Source organism: Lentzea sp. NPDC051208 (genome assembly GCF_040682435.1).
Classification (GTDB): Bacteria; Actinomycetota; Actinomycetes; order Mycobacteriales; family Pseudonocardiaceae; genus Lentzea; species Lentzea kristufekii.
This window is the reverse complement of sequence record NZ_JBFBAW010000006.1, coordinates 430,799-447,699: the sequence shown is the minus strand read 5'-3', so window position 1 is coordinate 447,699 and position 16,901 is coordinate 430,799. Positions and strand designations below refer to the sequence as shown.

Here is a 16,901-nt window from a genome sequence, read left to right as displayed (position 1 = left end):
ATCGGCGCAGGCTGTTCGTCCATGAGGACGGTACCGTGAACCTGATTCAGAACGTTCAGCTTGTCTAGATCGTTGCGCGTGGTTACGGTCCGGCTGACTGGACGCCCTGCCGACCTGGAGGTCCCTGGTGCCTCTGCCCCACCGCGCACGAGCGGCGGCGATGACCGCGTTGCTCGTGGCCGGGTGCTTGGCGGCGTCGTTGCCCGCGGGCGCGGAACCAGATCCGGCGCCCGCCGCGCCGTCGTGCATCCAGCCCGGTCCGCTGCTGCGCTACCTGGTGGTCTTTCCGCAGGCCACACCCGCCGAGACGGCGAATTCCGAGATCACTGAGGCGTGTGGCCTGACCACCGTCTACTACCCGCAGATCTCGGTCGCGGTAGCCACCTCACCGGACCCCCGTTTCCTCGACCGGATCGGCCCGCAGCGCGCCTACAGCGCCCAGGCCGAGGGCATCGCCAAGCGGTCGGCGAAACGCAAGAAGGACGACACGGAGCTGTTCCGGCCCTCGGGCGTGCGCTCGGCCGAGCAGTGGGACATGAATCTCATCAACGCTCCGGCCGCGCACGAGATCACCCAGGGCTCCAAGTCCGTCGTCGTGGGCGTGCTGGACTCGGGCATCGACGCCCGCCACCCCGATCTGGCCGCCGCACTGGCGCCCGAACTGTCCGCGGGGTGCCTCACCGGCAAGCCCGACACGGCACCTTCCGCGTGGACCCCGACGACCTCCCCGCACGGCACGCACGTCGCCGGCACCATCGCCGCGGCGGACGACGGCCGCGGCACCACGGGCGTCGCGCCGGGCGTGCGCATCGCGTCGGTGAAGGTCGTGGACGACGAGGGCTTCATCTACCCCGAGTACGCGGTGTGCGGCTTCATGTGGGCCGCCGCGCAGCAGATGACGATCACCAACAACAGCTACTTCATCGACCCGTACCTGTTCACGTGCCAGAGCGAGCCCGGTCAGCGCGTCATCTACGAGGCCGTGCGCCGTGCCGTCGACTACGCGACGTCGCGCAACGTGCTGACGGTCGCCGCCGCCGGGAACGCCGCCGCCGACCTGTCCCGGCCGGGGCGTGACTCGATGTCGCCGACGAACGGCGACGCGCAGACGCGGCCGGTCGACTCGACGTGCGTGGTGCTCCCGGCGCAGCTCAAGAACGTAGTGGCGGTGTCCGCGGTCGACTCGACCAAGACCAAGGCCGGGTACAGCTCGTACGGGCTGGGCGCGATCGACGTGACGGCGCCGGGTGGCGACTCGCGCACGCCGAACGGGTGCGTGCTGTCGACCGTGCCGTCCGGCTACGACTACTCGTGCGGCACGTCGATGGCGACGCCGCACGCGGCCGGGGTGGCGGCGCTGATCGCCTCGGTGCATCCCGAGACGGACGCGGTGACCCTGGGACGGAAGCTGAACGCGCAGGCGGAGACACTGGCCTGCCCCGCCGACTACGACCTGAACGGGACGGGTGTGCAGGACGCGTTCTGCACCGGGTACTCGGAGTACAACTCGTTCTACGGCCACGGACTCGTGGACGCGCGCGCCGCCGTCACGAAGTAGCCGCTTGCCTGCGCGACGGCTCGGGCGGTGGTCCGGTCCTCGTGCTGGACGACGGGGGCTTCAGCGACGCCGGGTGCCGGCAGCCGTCACGCTGTGACGTCGTAGGCCCTGAGCCGGACCATCAGCGGCAGCCCGTTGTCATGGACCGCGCACCCGATCTGCACCGACCGTGCCGCGGTGTGCCAGCCCGCGACGTCCGCGGTCGGGCCGGCGCTTCCAGCTGCTCGTAGTCGCGGTGTTCCTCGTCGTCGAGGTCCACGTGCTGCACGGCGCCGGCCAGGCCGGCCTTCGTCCAGTCCTCGTGGGACCGGACGAGGCCGAGCACCTGGTCGACGACGTCAGCGTCGCTCACGGCGTGAGCGTGGGGTTCTTCACCGGCGAGCCGACACCGACCGGGGAGATCGGCAGCAGCTTGCGGCCCGTGGGACCGACCTCGATGTCCGTGCCCATCGCCGGGCAGACACCGCAGTCGAAGCACGGGGTCCAGCGGCAGTCGTCCTGCTCGCGCTCGTCGAGCGCGTCCTGCCAGTCGGCCCAGAGCCATTCCTTGTCGAGACCTGAGTCGAGGTGGTCCCAGGGCAGGACCTCCAGCTCCTCGCGCTCGCGGGTGGTGTACCAGGCGAGGTCGACGCCGAGCGGCTCCAGTTCCCGCGCGGCCATGGTGGTCCAGCGGTCGTAGGAGAAGTGCTCGCTCCAGCCGTCGAACCGGCCACCATCGCGCCACACGGCCTCGATGACCTTGCCGATGCGCCGGTCACCCCGGCTGAGCAGGCCTTCGATGAGGCTCGGCTTGCCGTCGTGGTAGCGCATGCCGATGTTGCGGCCGAGGCTGCGGTCGCTGTTGACGGCTTCGCGCAGCTTGCGCAGGCGGTCGTCGACGACGTCCGGGGCGCACTGGGCGGCCCACTGGAACGGCGTGTGCGGCTTGGGCACGAACCCGCCGATCGAGATGGTGCAGCGGACGTCGTTGCGGCCGCTCGCCTGCCGGCCCGCGCGGATGACGTTCTTCGCCATCTCCGCGATCTGCAGGACGTCCTCGTCCTCCTCGGTGGGCAAGCCGCACATGAAGTACAGCTTCACCTGCCGCCAGCCGTTGGAGAACGCGGCCGACACCGTCCTGATGAGGTCCTCTTCGGACACCATCTTGTTGATCACGCGGCGCATCCGCTCGCTGCCGCCCTCGGGCGCGAAGGTCAGGCCCGAGCGCCTCCCGTTGCGGGACAGCTCGTTCGCGAGATCGATGTTGAACGCGTCGACGCGGGTGCTCGGCAGGCTCAGGCCCGTGTTCGTGCCCTCGTAGCGGTCCGCGAGACCCTTGGTGATCTCGGCGATCTCGCTGTGGTCCGCACTGGACAGCGACAGCAGGCCGACCTCTTCGAAGCCGGTGGCCTCCAGGCCCTTCTGGACCATGGCGCCGATGCCCTCGATGGACCGCTCGCGCACCGGGCGGGTGATCATGCCCGCCTGGCAGAAGCGGCAGCCGCGCGTGCAGCCGCGGAAGATCTCGACGCTCATCCGCTCGTGGACGCTCTCGGCGAGCGGCACCAGCGGCTGCTTCGGGTACGGCCACGCGTCGAGGTCCATCGTGGTGCGCTTGAAGACGCGGTACGGGACCCGGTCGCGGTTCGGCACGACGCGCTGGATGCGGCCGTCCGGCAGGTACTCCACGTCGTAGAAGCGCGGGATGTACACGCCGCCGGTCTCGGCGAGCCTCGTCAGCACCTCGTCGCGGCCGCCGGGAGACCCCTCGGCCTTCCAGTTCTTCACGATCTCGGTGATCTCGAGGACGGCCTCTTCGCCGTCGCCCAGCACCGCCGCGTCCACGAAGTCCGCGATCGGCTCGGGGTTGAACGCCGCGTGCCCACCGGCGACCACGATCGGGTCGGCCTCGGTGCGGTCCGCCGCGTGCAGCGGGATGCCGGCGAGGTCCAGCGCCGTCAGCATGTTCGTGTAGCCCAGCTCCGTCGCGAAGCTGATGCCCATCAGGTCGAACGCCTTCAGCGGGCGGTGCCCGTCGACCGTGAACTGCGGGACGTCGTGCTCGCGCATGAGCGCCTCGAGGTCCGGCCACACGGCGTACGTGCGCTCGGCGAGGACGTCCGGCAGCTCGTTGAGGATCTCGTAGAGGATCATGACGCCCTGGTTGGGCAGGCCGACCTCGTAGGCGTCGGGATACATCAACGCCCAGCGCACGGACGCCTCGTCCCAGTCCTTGACGGTCGCGTTGAGCTCCCCGCCGACGTACTGCACCGGCTTGGAGATCCGCGGCAGCAGAGGCTCCAACCTGGGGAAAACAGACTCGACACTCACACGACCAGAGTAACGGCCCCCGCGGGCAGCGGCCGAATCGCGGTTCAGTCCAGCAACAACTTCCCCAATCGACGCGCCGCCACGACCGTTCCCACGGCCGCGAGGACCGCGAAGTACGCGACGTGGCCGAGCATGCCCCAGCCGACAACGCCCAGCGTGAGGCCCCTCATCAGCTCGATGGCGTGGTAGAGCGGCGTCCACGTCACGACCACCTGCAGCCAGCCCGGGTAGACCGACAGCGGGTAGAACGTGGTCGAGAACAGGAACAGCGGCAGCACCGCGAGCTGCACGAGGTCGAAGTCCTGCCACGACCTCATGAACGTCGTCGCCGCCATGCCGACCGCCGCGAACGCGAACGCCACCAGCAGCGCCGCCGGCAACGCGAGCAACGCCCACGGCGAGAAGATCAGCCCCATCCCGAGCATGACCGCGAGGAACCCGGCCGAGTACAGCCCGCCTCGGATCAGCGCCCAGGCGATCTCGCCGATCGCGATGTCCATCGGTCCCATCGGCGTCGTGAGCATCGCGTCGTACAGCTTCACGTACTTGAACTTGAAGAACACGTTGAACGTCGCGTCGTACACGGCCCCGTTCATCGCGCTCGCCGCCAGCAGCGCCGGCGCCACGAACGCCGCGTAGCTGATGGGCCGTCCGTCCGGCCCGGCCACCGCCGACACCATCTGCCCGAACCCGAGCCCGAGCGACCACAGGAACAGGACGGGCTCGAACGCCCCGCCGACCAGCACGAACCACGCGCGCCGGTTCACGACCGCGGCGCGTTCGACGAGCATGCTCGCCTTGCCGCCGTACAGCCCCGGCGGAATCACGCGCCACAACAGCCCCACGCTGGCGGGCACGGCCTTCTCGCGATCGAGGGTCTGCGTCATACCGCCAGCCTCCGGTGGAAGTACTTCACGCCGAGCGCGATGCCCGCGGCCGTCAGCGCCACGAGGTACACGAAGTGCCCCAACGCCGGTAAGAGATCAACAGTGCCGAACGCAGCGCCGCGGGCGAGCTCGATGCCGTGCCACGCGGGCGTCAGCCACACCACCGGCAACAACCAGTCCGGCAGCTGGCTGACCGGGAAGAACGCGCCGGTGAACAACGTCATCGGCATCATCACGAACCGGAAGATGGTCGTGAACCCGTCCGGCTTGTCCAACGTCGCGCTGTACGCGACCAGCGGCGCGCTGAACGCCAGTGCCGCCACCGTCGCGACCGGGATCGCCACGAGGATGCCGGGCCCCGCCGCCGCGCCCAGCGCGACCGCGATCCCCACGAACACAGCGGATCGCACGAACATCTGCGAGCCGATCCACAACATCTGCCCGTAGAGAACCTGCGCCGGCGTGATCGGCGTGGCCACCATGCCGACGTACGTCTTCTGCCACAGGAACGCCGACATGATCGCGTAGGTCGACTCGAACGTCGCACCCTGCAACGCCGTGACGACCACCAGCGCGGGCGCGAGGTACTGCAGGTACGGCACCCCGCCGATCAGCGCCGTCGACTGCACCTGCGACCCGAACCCGAGCCCGAGCGCCAGCAGGAACAACACCGGCGTCAGGAAGCTCGACACGACCGTGGCCCGCCAGTTGCGCCGGTACCACGTCCAGTGCTTCTCGAAGCCGAACCAGGAAGCCCTCAGCGTCTGCATCAGTCCACCAACGTCCGGCCGGTGAGCCGCAGGAACACGTCCTCCAGCGAACTGCGCCGCACCAGGCTCTGCACCGGCTGAACCCCTTGCTCGTGGACTCGCTGGAGGGTCGCCTCCCCGTCCTGCGTGTAGAGCAGCAACCGGTCCGGCAACACCTCGACCCGCTCGGCGAACCTCTCCAGGTCGGGCTTCTGCGCACCGGGCTGGAACCGCAGCTCCAGCACCTCCCTGGTGGAGTACCGGCTGATCAGCTCACTGGGCGACCCCTCGGCCGCGATCCGCCCGCCGTCCATCACCACGAGCCGATCGCACAGCTGCTCGGCCTCGTCCATGTAATGGGTGGTGATGATGAGCGTGACGCCGTCCTGCTTGAGCCGGAACAGCCTGTCCCACAACAGATGCCGCGCCTGCGGGTCCAACCCGGTGGTCGGCTCGTCGAGCAGGAGCAACTCCGGGTCGTTCACCAGGGACCGGGCGATCGTGAGCCGCCGCTTCATGCCCCCGCTGAGCGGCTCGACCTCGTGGTCGGCCCGATCCACGAGCTGCGCGAACTCCAGCAACTCCTCGGCCTTCTCCCGGCACTTCTGCCGCGACATCCCGAAGTACCGCCCGTAGGTCTGCAGGTTCTGCCGGACCGTCAGCTCGGTGTCCAGGTTGTCGAGCTGCGGCACCACCCCGAGCCGAGCCCGGATCTTGGGCCCTTCAGTCCCCGGATCCATGCCGAGAACCTTCAACTCGCCACCGGTCCGCCCCGACACGCACGAGATCATCCGCATGGTCGACGACTTCCCGGCCCCGTTGGGCCCGAGGAACCCGAACGCCTCCCCCCGCCGCACCTCGACGTCGATGCCGCGCACGGCCTCGAACGACCCGAAGTGCTTGGTCAGAGCCTTGGCCTCAACAAGGTTGTCCACAAGACCCGACGTTAACGAACAGGTCTGACAATTCTCGACGCAATTACGATCAGCCCATGCCCGAACTGCGCTGGCTCTCGGAAGCCGATGACACTCTCCGCGCCGAGATCCATGCCGTCGTGCACGACGTGGTGGCGGCAGGCGGAGCCGTCGGCTACCACGAACCGCCGACCTACGACCGCATCTCGTCCTGGTTGGACACCGTGCTGAAGCAGGTGCGGGACGGCGACGCGGCCTTCTGCACGGCCGTCGTGGACGGTGTCGTGCGCGCGGTGGGGTTGTGGCGGCGTGGTTCCACGGCCGTGTTCCAGCACCGGGCGGAGGTCCAGCAGATCATGGCCCACCCGTCCGCCCGCGGGCTCGGCTTGGGCGAACTCGTGGTCGAGGGCCTCGTCGAGAACGCCCGTGCGGCGGGCATCGAGATCGTCATGCTCGGTGTGCGGGGCAACAACCACGGAGCCATCGAGTTGTACGAACGCATCGGGTTCCGGGAGTGCGGGCGGATGCCGAACGCGATCGCCGTGGGCACCGAGCGGTGGGACGACGTGTGGATGTACCTGCCGCTCGGCTACCCGGAGGGGACGACGTTGAACGGCGACAAGCCGGGCGGCCTGGGCAGCAGCCCTCGACGCGGTTGATCCCCGGAAGACATTGGCGAGCGCCTGATCGCACGCGATGCGAAGGCGAGCCGTCCTTACCAAACGGTCCGGGTGGGGTGGCTTCAGATCAGATTGGCGGGGTCTGGGGCGGAGCCTCAGGAATCAGCCGCAACACCCACCAACAAAACAGGGGGACGGCCGGAACCCCGGCACGTCCCCCTGACAGAACCCGAGAAACCTCAGAGGTTCGGGAACCAGATCTTGATCTCACGCTCAGCCGACTCGACCGAGTCAGACCCGTGCACCAGGTTGAACTGGACCTCGGTCCCGAAGTCCCCGCGAATCGTGCCAGGCGTGGCCTTCTCGACGGGGTCGGTCCCACCAGCGAGCTGACGGAACGCGGGCACAGCGCGAACACCCTCCACCACGAGAGCGACCAACGGCCCACCGGTGATGAAGTCGACGAGGTCGTTGTAGAACGACTTGCCGTCGTGCTCCGCGTAGTGCTGCTCGGCGGTGGCGCGGTCGGCGGTGCGCAGCTCCAGAGCGGCGAGCTTGAGGCCCTTGCGCTCGATGCGGGCGATCACCTCGCCAACGAGACCACGGGCAACGCCATCGGGCTTAACGAGAACCAGGGTGCGCTCGGACACGACGGTGTGACTCCTCGAAAACAGGTACGGGATGTGCGAACAGGGTAGCCGCGCACGTCGGGAGGGCTGTGACCCGGGATACGCCATAGTTCTGCACGTGAGTTCACGGCACACCGATCAGCGACGACGCGCCCGGTCTGTTCCCTAGCACGTTCAGGACCGACGATCGCGTGAGCACAGTGTTGCTGGTGGTCGTCACCCTGGCCAGGTTCTCCTTCTGACCTCTGCACCCGCCGCTGACGTACCACCGTTGGTGACTCTCTGCCTGCGCCGTCACGATCGGCGCGGCCATGGTGCCGGCCGTTCGCAACGCCCCGTTGACTGCCAGCTGGTTCCGCGCTCGCGGTGCCCGCCGTCGTCAGCACGCCGTGGGTGCCGAGGTGCTCAAGGCGAAGGACCGCGAGTTCACGATCCTTCGCACCGAGGACGTCCTGAAGCGCGTGGAGCTAGCCGACCACTAGTGCACCAGCACGGGCTCGGCCTCGCGGTCGACGGTGACCTGCCGCAGCACGAACACCGCCAGCCCGAGAGCCACCGACACGAGCGCCGCGGAGATCCAGAACGCCAGGTGGAAGCCGGAGGTCAGCGCTTCCAGGCGGTCGACGCCCGAGGCGAGCAGCGACGAGGTGTAGGTGGTCGAGGTCGTGGCCAGCACGGCCAGTCCCAGGGCACCGCCCACCTGCGCGGTCGTGTTCACGAGACCGGACGCCAGGCCCGCCTCGCCGGGCGCCGCACCGGACATCGCCAGCGTCATCAGGGCCGGGAACGACAGCCCCAGCCCGATGCCCAGCGGCGCCACGGCGGGCAGGATGTGTGCGACGTACGAGCCGTCGACCGGCACCTGCGTGAACACCACCATGCCGACGAGCATGAACAACAGGCCCACGATCAGCATGTTGCGTTCGCCGAAGCGGATGTTCAGGCGTGCTGACAGCGACACCGAGAACACCGCGATCGCGCCTGCGACGGGCATGAACGCAAGGCCGATCTGCAACGGCGTGTACTGCAGCACGAGCTGCATGTAGAGCGTGCCGAGGAAGAACAGGCCGAACATGCCGGCGACCATGGAGATCTGCACGAGGTTCGCGCCGGTCACGTTGCGGGACTTGAACACCCGCAACGGCAGCAGCGGCTTCTCGGCGGTCCGTTGGCGCTGCACGAATCCCACCAGCAACGCCAGCGCGACGGCGCCCAGCCCCAGCGTGTGCGCGGAGTTGAAGCCGTAGTGCTCCGCCTTGACGATCGTGTAGACGCCGAGCATCACCGCGGCCACGATCAGCAGCGCGCCGAGGACGTCCGCGCCTTCACGCAAGCCGAGGCCAACGGAGTCGGGCACCAGGCGCACGGCGGCCACAGCGGCCACGATGCCGATCGGGATGTTCACGAAGAAGATCCAGTGCCACGACATGGCGTCGGTCAGCACACCGCCGAGCAGCAGGCCCAGGGACGCGCCCGCCGCCGCGACGAAGCTGAACACGCCGATGGCGCGCCTCTGCTCGTTGGGCTCGGGGAACATCGTCACGACCATGCCCAGCGTCACGGACGTCGCCAGCGCACCACCCGCACCCTGCACGAACCTCGAAATGATCAGCATCTCGGCGCTGAACGAGAGCCCGCACAGCAGCGACGCCACCGTGAAGACGCCCAGGCCGATCAGGAACACCTTCTTGTGCCCGATCAGGTCGCCCAGACGACCCGCGAGCAGGAGCAGACCGCCGTAGGCGATCAGGTACGCGTTCACGACCCAGGCGAGTCCCGCCTGGCCGAACTTGAGGTCTTCCGCGATCGCGGGCAGCGCGACGTTCACGATCGTCTGGTCCAGCACGATCATCAACATCCCTGCGCACAGCACGATCAGCGCGAGCCAGCGCGAATCAGTTCTCGATCCCCCTGAAGTCATGAGAGGAACCGTAACAGATAGTTTTGCACGGGACTATCTTCTACCCAACGGCATGTCGCAGCGCACGTTTGCGCGGCGGCTTCTCACAGGCCACCGGAGTGCTCAGGCGGCCCTCGACCAGCCTCGTCAGGCCGTTGACCATGCCGGTGCGCTCGTCGTCGGGCAACGAGCCCAGCACGCTGCCGACCACGTCCCGGTACACGTCGTCGGCCTTCGCCACGATCGCGCGGCCCTGCTCGGTCACGACCACCACACGGGCGCGGCGGTCCGTCGGCGACGGCCTGCGCTCGGCGTAGCCGGCGGACTCGAGCGCGTCCATCGTCACGACCATGGTCGTCTTGTCGATGCTGATCATGTCCGCGATCTCGGTCTGCGTGAGTTCCGCGTCCAGCGCGCTGGACAGCACGCAGCGGGCTCGCGGAGTCAGTCCGATCTCCGCGAGCCTCGCCGTCAGCTCCGTCTCCAGCGCGTGCCCCGTCCGATGCAGCAGCATCATCAGGTCAGTACACCCCGTCGTGCCCATGAGCTCGACGGTACCAAACTAATCTGGAACAAAACTATTTCTCAGCGGGACTATCGCTCGAGCACGACCACGGACCGTGCGGTCCCTGCCTTCTTCTCCCTGGTCAGCGGCCTCCAGTCACCGGCGGGCAGCGTGACGGCCCGGTCGGCCGGGTACGGGTTGATCACCACGACCAGCCCGCGACGAGCCGGGTCGACATCCGGTCCCATCGTGTCGTCGACGTGCATGACGATCACGCCGGACTCCGCCGCCGGGAAGGACACCTTCTGCTGCACCAGATCGGCCGACCCCAGCGAGAACAGGGGCGACGACTGGCGGATCCGCAGCAGTTCCAGGGTCGCGTCCAGCGAGGCCTTCATGTCCGCGGACGAAGGCTTCGCCATGCCGAGCAACGGCTTCGCGTACGGCCACTTCGACTCGTTGTCCGCCTTCGGCGGCAAGCCCCGGCCGAAACCGTTGTCCCGCAACGACGGGTCGTACGGGTTGAACCAGTCGCCCGAGTCGTAGCTGTTGCGGTCCAACGACTTCGAGCGCAGGAACTCGGTGCCCGCGTGCATGAACGGCCGCCCCTGTCCCAGCAGCGCCGGAGCCAGCGAGACCGTCTGCATCTTCACGCGATCGGCCATCGAGGTCTCGGGCTTGAGCTTGTAGGCCAACGCGTCGAACAACGTCTCGTTGTCGTGCGCGTCGACGTACGTGATCGCCTCCAGCGGCTGCCCGGTGTACCCGGCGGGTGAGCCGTTGTACTGCACGTCCCGGCCCGACACCACCGGCCCGGCCGTCGACTGGAACCGGTACGACGCCATGTTGCCGGCCATGCCCAGCTTCACCAGGTCGCTGTAGTTCTCCAGCCGCGCGGCCACGTTCCCGTTGGCGGGCGAGGAGTTCACGTCGCCCGCCAGGCCGGAGCCGATGCCCTGCACGCGCGGGTCGTCGTCGAACGGACCGCCACCGCGCACGGCGTCGCGCAGCCGGTCGCTGAACGTGCCGATGCCCGTTTCGGCCATGTTCGCCTGGGTGGCCTGCTCGAACCGGGCATTGCCGGCGACCTCGCCGAAGTCCCAGCCCTCGCCGTAGACGCCGATCTTGCGCCCGTCCACGCCGTCACGTTCGACCGTCAGCGCGTCCAGTGCCGCCCGCACCGCGAGGATGTTCGCCTTCGGGTGGTGACCCATCAGGTCGAACCGGAACCCGTCGACCTTGTAGTTGCGCGCCCAGCGCACCACGGAGTCCACGACGAGCTTGCCCATCATGGCGTTCTCGGTCGCGGTGTTCGCGCAGCACGTGGAGTTCGCCACCGAGCCGTCGAGGTTGAGCCGCTGGTAGTAGCCGGGCACGACCTTGTCCAGCACGGACGTCGGTGCGTCGCCGAACGCGGCCGTGTGGTTGTAGACGACGTCCACCACCACGCGGTTGCCGTTGTCGTGCAACGACTTCACCATCTCGCGGTACTGCTTCGTGCGAGCCTGGCCGTTCTGCGCGTCCGCCGTGGCGTACGAGCCCTCGGGCACGTCGTAGTGGAACGGGTCGTAGCCCCAGTTGAAGCCGTCCTTCGCCGCGACAGCGCCGACGCAGGCCTGCTGCTGTTCGGAGTCCGCGGGCAGCGAGGGCAGGTCGCAGGCCGGGGTGGCCTGGTCGGAGCGCTTCTCGGGGATCGTCGCGATGTCGAACGTCGGCAGCAGGTGCACGGTGTCCATGCCCGCCGCCGCCAGCGCCTTCAGGTGCTTCATGCCCGTCGAGTCGCGGTGCGTGAACGCCTTGTAGGTGCCCCGATCCGCCGCCGGGACGGACTGGTCGTTGATCGAGAAGTCCCGCACGTGCAGCTCGGTGATCGCGCCGCCCATGCCCTTGGCCACGTCCTTCGACCACCCGGCAGGCATCGACCTGCTGTCCTTGAGGTCGGCGAACTGCGAGTGCGTCGAGTTCACCGACAGCGCCACCGAGTACGGGTCGGTGACGACGACCGTGCGCTGCCAGTCGGTGACCTCGAACTGGTAGTACTTGTTCTTCCAGTCGCCCGTGCCGGTCCACGAGCCCGAGGCGTCGTCGCGCTTGAGCTGCACGACCCTCTTCGGTTCGCCGGAGGGCTGGTCGAACAGCCGCAGCTTCACGTTCCGAGCGGTGGGCGCCCACAACCTGACCGACGCACGGCCGTGGTCGAACGCCGGCCCGAACGTCAGTTTCGTCGCGGCAGCGGCATAACGGTCGTCGAGCACGCCCGCGATCTGCACGCTCGTGCGGTGCCGGATCGCGCCACCCGCGTCGACGTGCACGGCGGAGAGCTTGTCCCGCAACGCCTCGTCGACGAACCCGCGGACGGCGAACACCGGCTTGCCCTTGAGGTGCGGGAACCGCGCGGGCACCTCCTCGGTCGTCGGGGACAACCGCAGCACCCGTGAGCCGTACTCGAGGCGGTAGCCGTCGGACTGCACCGACGGCACGTCCCAGACGACCTTGTCCTTCGAGATCCAGATCGCCTTGGCCTTGGTCAGGTCGTCATCGGCGGCCGGACCGGCGTTGGGCGGCAGCAGGTAGGTCTCGTCGCCCTGCAACTGCCACACCTCGTTGCCCTTCTGGCCCAGGTCGAGGAACTGGTCGGGGCCGGGATCCTTGGCGTCGCCGCGGTGGAGGATGTAGCTCAGCCCCGCCGCACCGGCGGCGAGCGGCACCGACCAGTAGACGCCGAACTGGTCACGCCCGTCCGGCACCCGCGACTGGTTCCAGCCCGGCGACGGCTCCGCGGAACCCGTCCAGTGGTACATCGTCCAGTCCGCGTAGTCGCCGTCCGGGCGGTTGTAGTGGATCACCGCCCGGTTCTCGGCCGCCGCCTTCGTGGCGTGGACCTTGCCACCGACCACCCACGCGTGGCCGCTCGTGAACTTGCCCGAGGCCTCCACGGTCGTGCCGCGCACGACGGAGAAGTCAGTGGTGGGCGGCAGTTCCGCGATGCCGTTGGTGAACGGCACGTCACCTCGGCCGGCGACGCGGACCGCAGCGCCGGTCGCGTCACCGACGTAGTGCACGACCGCCTTGCCCGTGGCCGCCTGCTCGGACGGGTGCACGGCCGGGTCGCCCTGCTTCAGCCAGATCTCGGGCGTCACGCTCGGATCGACGAACCGGTCGACCGACGTGTCCTTCTCGTCGCCCTTGTGCGCGATGAGACCGACCGACTTGGCACCCGGCTTCAGCTTGATCCAGGCGAAGCGCCCGTAGGCGTCCTCCCCCGCGAACGGCAGCGGCGCGTTCCACTCGGTCGGCGTCTCGACATCGCCCCACGCGTGCAGACCCCAGCCGTCGTAGTTGTCCCGTGCGTAGTGCACGACCAGCCAGTCCGGGTTCTTCGTGCCGGGGTCCGGGAGCGGCGGAGCGGCCACGAGCGACACGAACGCACCGTCCGCGCCGATCTCGCCGGACTTCGCCACCACGCGCAGTTCGACGCGCTTGCCGACCGCCGCACCCGGAAGTGCCGAGAGGTCAGCGAAAACGCGGTAGGGAGCCGCGTCGTCGGTGCCGAGCACGGTCCAGTCGCGGGTGCCCTCGACGCGAGCGGCGAACGTGGCCGCCGCGTTGGGCGCGCTGATGCCGTCGGCCCTGAGCTCGACGCGCTCCTCCAGCACCGTTCCGGCCGCCGGGGCGACCAGCACGGGTGCCGGCTTCGACTTCACGACGTCGCTGGTTCCCTTGAGCACCACCGAGGACAGCGCGGGCACAATCACCGTGACGCGACCGTTCTGGACCTGCGCGTTCTCGAAGCCCGGCGAGGACACCGGCACGGTCACGGTCGCGGGCGAGGTGCCGGCGTTCACGACGACGAGGTGCTCGCGGCCGAGGATGCGGCTGAACGCGAACACGTCGCCGTCGGCGTAGCGGAGCACCTGGTTGCCGTCACGCCACACGGGGTCGCGGTCGACCTGCTCGGCCAGCGCCTTGAGCTGCTGGTAGAGCGGGTGGGAGGTGGTGAAGTTGTCCTGGGCGCCGGTGCGATCGGACCCGATGAGCTTCTCCGCCATGTACTCCGGCGTCTTCGACGCGAACATGTCCTGGCGCGCCAGCTTGTCGCCGCCCGTGCCCGCGAAGCCCTGCTCGTCGCCGTAGTAGACGACCGGGTTGCCGCGCCACAGGTACATCAGCTGGTTGCCGAGCTTGAGGCGCTGCAGCAGTTCGGCGTCCGAGATGCCGGGACGGTCGTTGCGGATCATCCACGCGATGCGGCCCATGTCGTGGTTGCCGAGGAACGTGGGCAGCGAGGACGCGTTGGAGTCGGCGTCGGTGTAGCGGTCGTCGTCGAGCAGGACCTCACCGAGCCGCTGGGAGCCCTTGCCGGACAGGAAGTTCAGCGCGCTGCTCTGGAACGGGAAGTCCAGCGTGGCCTGCATCCTGCCGTCGGTCGTGTACTTCGAGGTGTTCTCGGGCGAGGAGTCGAAGACCTCGCCGAACACGAAGAAGTCCTTCTTGCCCTTGCGGTTCGCGTACTGCTTCACGTGCGGCGCGAGGGCCTGCCAGAACTCCAGGTTGACGTGCTTGACGGTGTCGACGCGGTAGCCGTCGATGTCGAGCGTGTCGATCCAGCTGGTGAAGATGTCCTTCATGCCGTTGACCACGCGCGGATGCTCGGTCATCAGGTCGTCGAGGCCGGAGAAGTCGCCCTGCTCGCTCGACTCGCCGGAGAACGTCGAGTCGCCGCGGTTGTGGTAGAGCGTGGAGTCGTTGAGCCACAACGGGTACTTGGTCTGGCCGTCCCTGACCGGGGTGTACGGGAAGGACTTCTGGGCGTCGAGCTTCGGGAAGTCCTTGCGACCGGCGTAGTCCGCGATGTCGAACGGCTTGCCGTCGGCGTCCAGGTACGGCTGCGCACCGGTCGAGACGTACTGGGTCTTGTTCTCGGCGTACTTGATCACGTCGGCGGTGTGGTTCGCGACGATGTCGAAGAAGACCTTGATGCCACGCCGGTGCGCGTCGCGGATCAGGTCGCGCATCTCCTGCGTGGTGCCGAAGTGCGGGTCCAGCTTGGTGAAGTCGAGCGTCCAGTAGCCGTGGTAGCCGGCGGAGTCGCCCTGCACCCAGCGGTTGAGGAACATCGGCGTCATCCAGATCGCCGTGATGCCCATGCCGTCGAGGTAGTCGAGCTTCTGGTGCAACCCCTTGAGGTCGCCACCGTGGTAGAAGCCCTTGTCAGCGGGGTTGAACCCGTGCTCGGCGGCCTTCGAACGGCCCCGGTCGTTGCCCGTGTCCCCGTTCGCGAACCGGTCGGGCATCACGAAGTAGAAGCGTTCGCCTCGCAGGTCGTCCCGTTTGGGCGGCAACGCGAGTCTCGCATCCCCGTCGCGCACACCGGGCGCTATGTCCACCACCTCCCCCACGGCCAGACGTTGCGGTGGAGCGGCAACGGCCTGAACGGGTGTGAGGGGAAGTAAAACCAGTGCAGCGAGCGCGGCGACGACCCGACGCATCGCGACCTCCTTGTCGCAAACTCTTGCAGGGTTGCTGCACGAAACCACGACAAACAGCGGGAAACAATACGTCGGGCACCGCAAATATTTGCAGTCAGCCTGCCGGACGCCGGTAGGTGATCGCCATCCGCAGCGGATGTGAACGCCACTCGTTGACCGCGAGCCCGGCGATCACGCCGATGCCCTCGACGGACTCCGGCGTCGCGGGCGCGCTGCGGCTCGGCGAGCCCGCCAGCGGCCCCTCGGTCGGCGGCGGCGAGAACTGGGCGATGACCATCTGCTGGCCCTCGTGCGGGTGCACGGCCAGCAGGATGTGCGGATCGGCCTGTTCGCCCTGGTTCTCGATCGGTTCCAGGGACAGGAACTCGCCGCGTTCCGCCGCCACTCCCGCCATCCGGCCGGCCCACTTGAAGGCGTCCATGACGTCGTCGTCGGAGAGCGCCGCGTCGGCCTCGGGCAGCGTGACCTGTTGCAGGCGCGTGCCGTGCGCGGTCATCTGGCCGTTGGTGGTGAAGCGGTCGGGGATCATCGCTTCGCCGGTCTCGACGTCGATGAGGAGCATGTCGCGGAACCGCGTCTCGGCGAGCGGCGACCGGCCCATCAGCCCGCGGCCGAGCATCTCCCCGAGCTTCGGGTCGGTCGTACGCCAGTACGTCGTCTGCTCACCGATCTGCAGGCCGACGAAGCCCTTGACCGGCAGGCTCGGCAGCGCCGTGATGAGGCTCTGACCAGGTGCGACCGGCGGTGGCGGCGCCTGCACCCGGAACGGCGGCAGTGAGGCGAACCCCGGATCCACCCGTGCCGTGCGGACGACGTGATGTGCCCACGCCCGCACACGCGTCAACGGGTGGTCGGGGAACCGTGCGTCGTGGCGGGGATCGTCGCCCGCGTGAAACGGCAGCACGCCTTCGAGTTCTGGCGCGTACGGGTGCGGCTTGACCCAGTTCTGGAACCCGATCTCGGCCGCGAGGATCGCCTCCCGCGCGCCCGTCATGCCGCGTTCCACCGCGCCGAGCTGCAGCACGGCGCTGCAGTGCTCCTTGGGGATGGTGAAGGAGGCGATGAACGCCTGCCCGTTCGGCTGATTCGGCAGCGGCATCTTGATGATCCGCAGCAGTGCCGGCGCCCCTCCGAGCTGGACGACGTGCGCCTCGATCAGGCAGCCGGTCTCGCCGTGGATCAGGGCGAGGTCGTGCCGGAGCCTCGGCAGGTCGTCCAGCCCGGCGGGCAGATCGGGGACCAGGCCGTAGTAGGCCAGTTCGGCCTGGTCACCGCTGGGGTGCTGCCAGGTGTTCTGGTCGAGCTGACGGAAGCCGGTGGTGTCGAACGAGATGGGCACC

13 protein-coding genes are annotated in these 16,901 nt (G+C 68.6%); 3 read left to right on the top strand and 10 right to left on the bottom strand.

Annotation, left to right across the window (positions count from 1 at the left end):
* The first annotated feature begins 127 nt into the window (after window positions 1-127).
* Entirely contained in the window at window positions 128-1,558 is a 1,431-nt protein-coding gene (locus AB0M48_RS17650; protein WP_363842592.1) for a S8 family serine peptidase, read from the top strand.
* 121 nt (window positions 1,559-1,679) lie between these two features.
* Here the strand turns inward: AB0M48_RS17650 and AB0M48_RS17645 are convergent, their stop codons facing one another.
* From AB0M48_RS17645 to AB0M48_RS17625, 5 genes are read right to left on the bottom strand one after another with little or no spacing between them, the layout of a single operon-like run.
* Window positions 1,680-1,910 (bottom strand): hypothetical protein, encoded by a 231-nt coding sequence (locus AB0M48_RS17645; protein ID WP_363842589.1) that lies wholly within the window; start codon window positions 1,908-1,910, stop codon window positions 1,680-1,682.
* Complete coding sequence (locus AB0M48_RS17640; RefSeq protein ID WP_363842586.1) at window positions 1,907-3,868, bottom strand: TIGR03960 family B12-binding radical SAM protein; 1,962 nt, start codon at window positions 3,866-3,868, stop codon at window positions 1,907-1,909. Before AB0M48_RS17640 ends, AB0M48_RS17645 begins: the two co-directional genes overlap by 4 nt.
* Before the next feature lie 44 nt (window positions 3,869-3,912).
* Window positions 3,913-4,755, bottom strand: a complete 843-nt coding sequence (locus AB0M48_RS17635) for an ABC transporter permease (RefSeq protein WP_319986809.1) — start codon at window positions 4,753-4,755, stop codon at window positions 3,913-3,915.
* Window positions 4,752-5,525: an ABC transporter permease gene (locus tag AB0M48_RS17630; protein WP_363842582.1), complete on the bottom strand. Its 774-nt coding sequence runs from the start codon at window positions 5,523-5,525 to the stop codon at window positions 4,752-4,754. Before AB0M48_RS17630 ends, AB0M48_RS17635 begins: the two co-directional genes overlap by 4 nt.
* On the bottom strand, window positions 5,525-6,439 hold the full coding sequence (locus AB0M48_RS17625) for an ABC transporter ATP-binding protein (RefSeq protein WP_319986807.1): 915 nt from the start codon (window positions 6,437-6,439) through the stop codon (window positions 5,525-5,527). The genes AB0M48_RS17630 and AB0M48_RS17625 overlap by 1 nt, the downstream gene beginning before the upstream one ends.
* A gap of 56 nt (window positions 6,440-6,495) precedes the next feature.
* Here AB0M48_RS17625 and AB0M48_RS17620 point away from each other — a divergent pair, with 56 nt between their 5' ends.
* Window positions 6,496-7,077 carry a GNAT family N-acetyltransferase gene (locus AB0M48_RS17620; RefSeq protein WP_363842578.1) on the top strand — a complete coding sequence of 194 codons (582 nt, stop codon included), beginning with the start codon at window positions 6,496-6,498 and terminating at the stop codon, window positions 7,075-7,077.
* 200 nt (window positions 7,078-7,277) lie between these two features.
* Here AB0M48_RS17620 and ndk read toward each other — a convergent pair whose 3' ends face one another.
* The gene (ndk, locus tag AB0M48_RS17615) at window positions 7,278-7,688 is read right to left on the bottom strand and encodes a nucleoside-diphosphate kinase (protein WP_319986805.1); all 411 of its coding nucleotides are present in this window, start codon (window positions 7,686-7,688) and stop codon (window positions 7,278-7,280) included.
* Window positions 7,689-7,978: 290 nt separating this feature from the next.
* Here ndk and AB0M48_RS17610 point away from each other — a divergent pair, with 290 nt between their 5' ends.
* Window positions 7,979-8,149 (top strand): hypothetical protein, encoded by a 171-nt coding sequence (locus tag AB0M48_RS17610; RefSeq protein ID WP_363842574.1) that lies wholly within the window; start codon window positions 7,979-7,981, stop codon window positions 8,147-8,149.
* Here the strand turns inward: AB0M48_RS17610 and AB0M48_RS17605 are convergent.
* From AB0M48_RS17605 to AB0M48_RS17590, 4 genes are all read right to left on the bottom strand, one after another.
* The gene (locus AB0M48_RS17605; protein ID WP_363842571.1) at window positions 8,146-9,588 is read right to left on the bottom strand and encodes a DHA2 family efflux MFS transporter permease subunit; all 1,443 of its coding nucleotides are present in this window, start codon (window positions 9,586-9,588) and stop codon (window positions 8,146-8,148) included. The two genes, AB0M48_RS17610 and AB0M48_RS17605, sit on opposite strands and share 4 nt — an antisense overlap.
* Before the next feature lie 40 nt (window positions 9,589-9,628).
* Window positions 9,629-10,111 carry a MarR family winged helix-turn-helix transcriptional regulator gene (locus AB0M48_RS17600; protein ID WP_363842568.1) on the bottom strand — a complete coding sequence of 161 codons (483 nt, stop codon included), beginning with the start codon at window positions 10,109-10,111 and terminating at the stop codon, window positions 9,629-9,631.
* A 50-nt stretch (window positions 10,112-10,161) separates the two neighbouring features.
* Window positions 10,162-15,561 carry a pullulanase-type alpha-1,6-glucosidase gene (gene pulA, locus AB0M48_RS17595; RefSeq protein ID WP_363842565.1) on the bottom strand — a complete coding sequence of 1,800 codons (5,400 nt, stop codon included), beginning with the start codon at window positions 15,559-15,561 and terminating at the stop codon, window positions 10,162-10,164.
* A 94-nt stretch (window positions 15,562-15,655) separates the two neighbouring features.
* On the bottom strand, window positions 15,656-16,900 hold the full coding sequence (locus AB0M48_RS17590; protein WP_363842562.1) for a hypothetical protein: 1,245 nt from the start codon (window positions 16,898-16,900) through the stop codon (window positions 15,656-15,658).
* Between the last annotated feature and the right edge of the window lies 1 nt (window position 16,901).

Coding starts and splice junctions, on each gene's coding strand:
- AB0M48_RS17635 (WP_319986809.1), bottom strand. CDS start 4,755: ATGACGCAGACCCTCGATCGCGAGAAGGCCGTGCCCGCCAGCGTGGGG.
- AB0M48_RS17630 (WP_363842582.1), bottom strand. CDS start 5,525: ATGCAGACGCTGAGGGCTTCCTGGTTCGGCTTCGAGAAGCACTGGACG.
- AB0M48_RS17620 (WP_363842578.1), top strand. CDS start 6,496: ATGCCCGAACTGCGCTGGCTCTCGGAAGCCGATGACACTCTCCGCGCC.
- AB0M48_RS17610 (WP_363842574.1), top strand. CDS start 7,979: ATGGTGCCGGCCGTTCGCAACGCCCCGTTGACTGCCAGCTGGTTCCGC.
- AB0M48_RS17605 (WP_363842571.1), bottom strand. CDS start 9,588: ATGACTTCAGGGGGATCGAGAACTGATTCGCGCTGGCTCGCGCTGATC.
- AB0M48_RS17600 (WP_363842568.1), bottom strand. CDS start 10,111: ATGGGCACGACGGGGTGTACTGACCTGATGATGCTGCTGCATCGGACG.
- pulA (WP_363842565.1), bottom strand. CDS start 15,561: ATGCGTCGGGTCGTCGCCGCGCTCGCTGCACTGGTTTTACTTCCCCTC.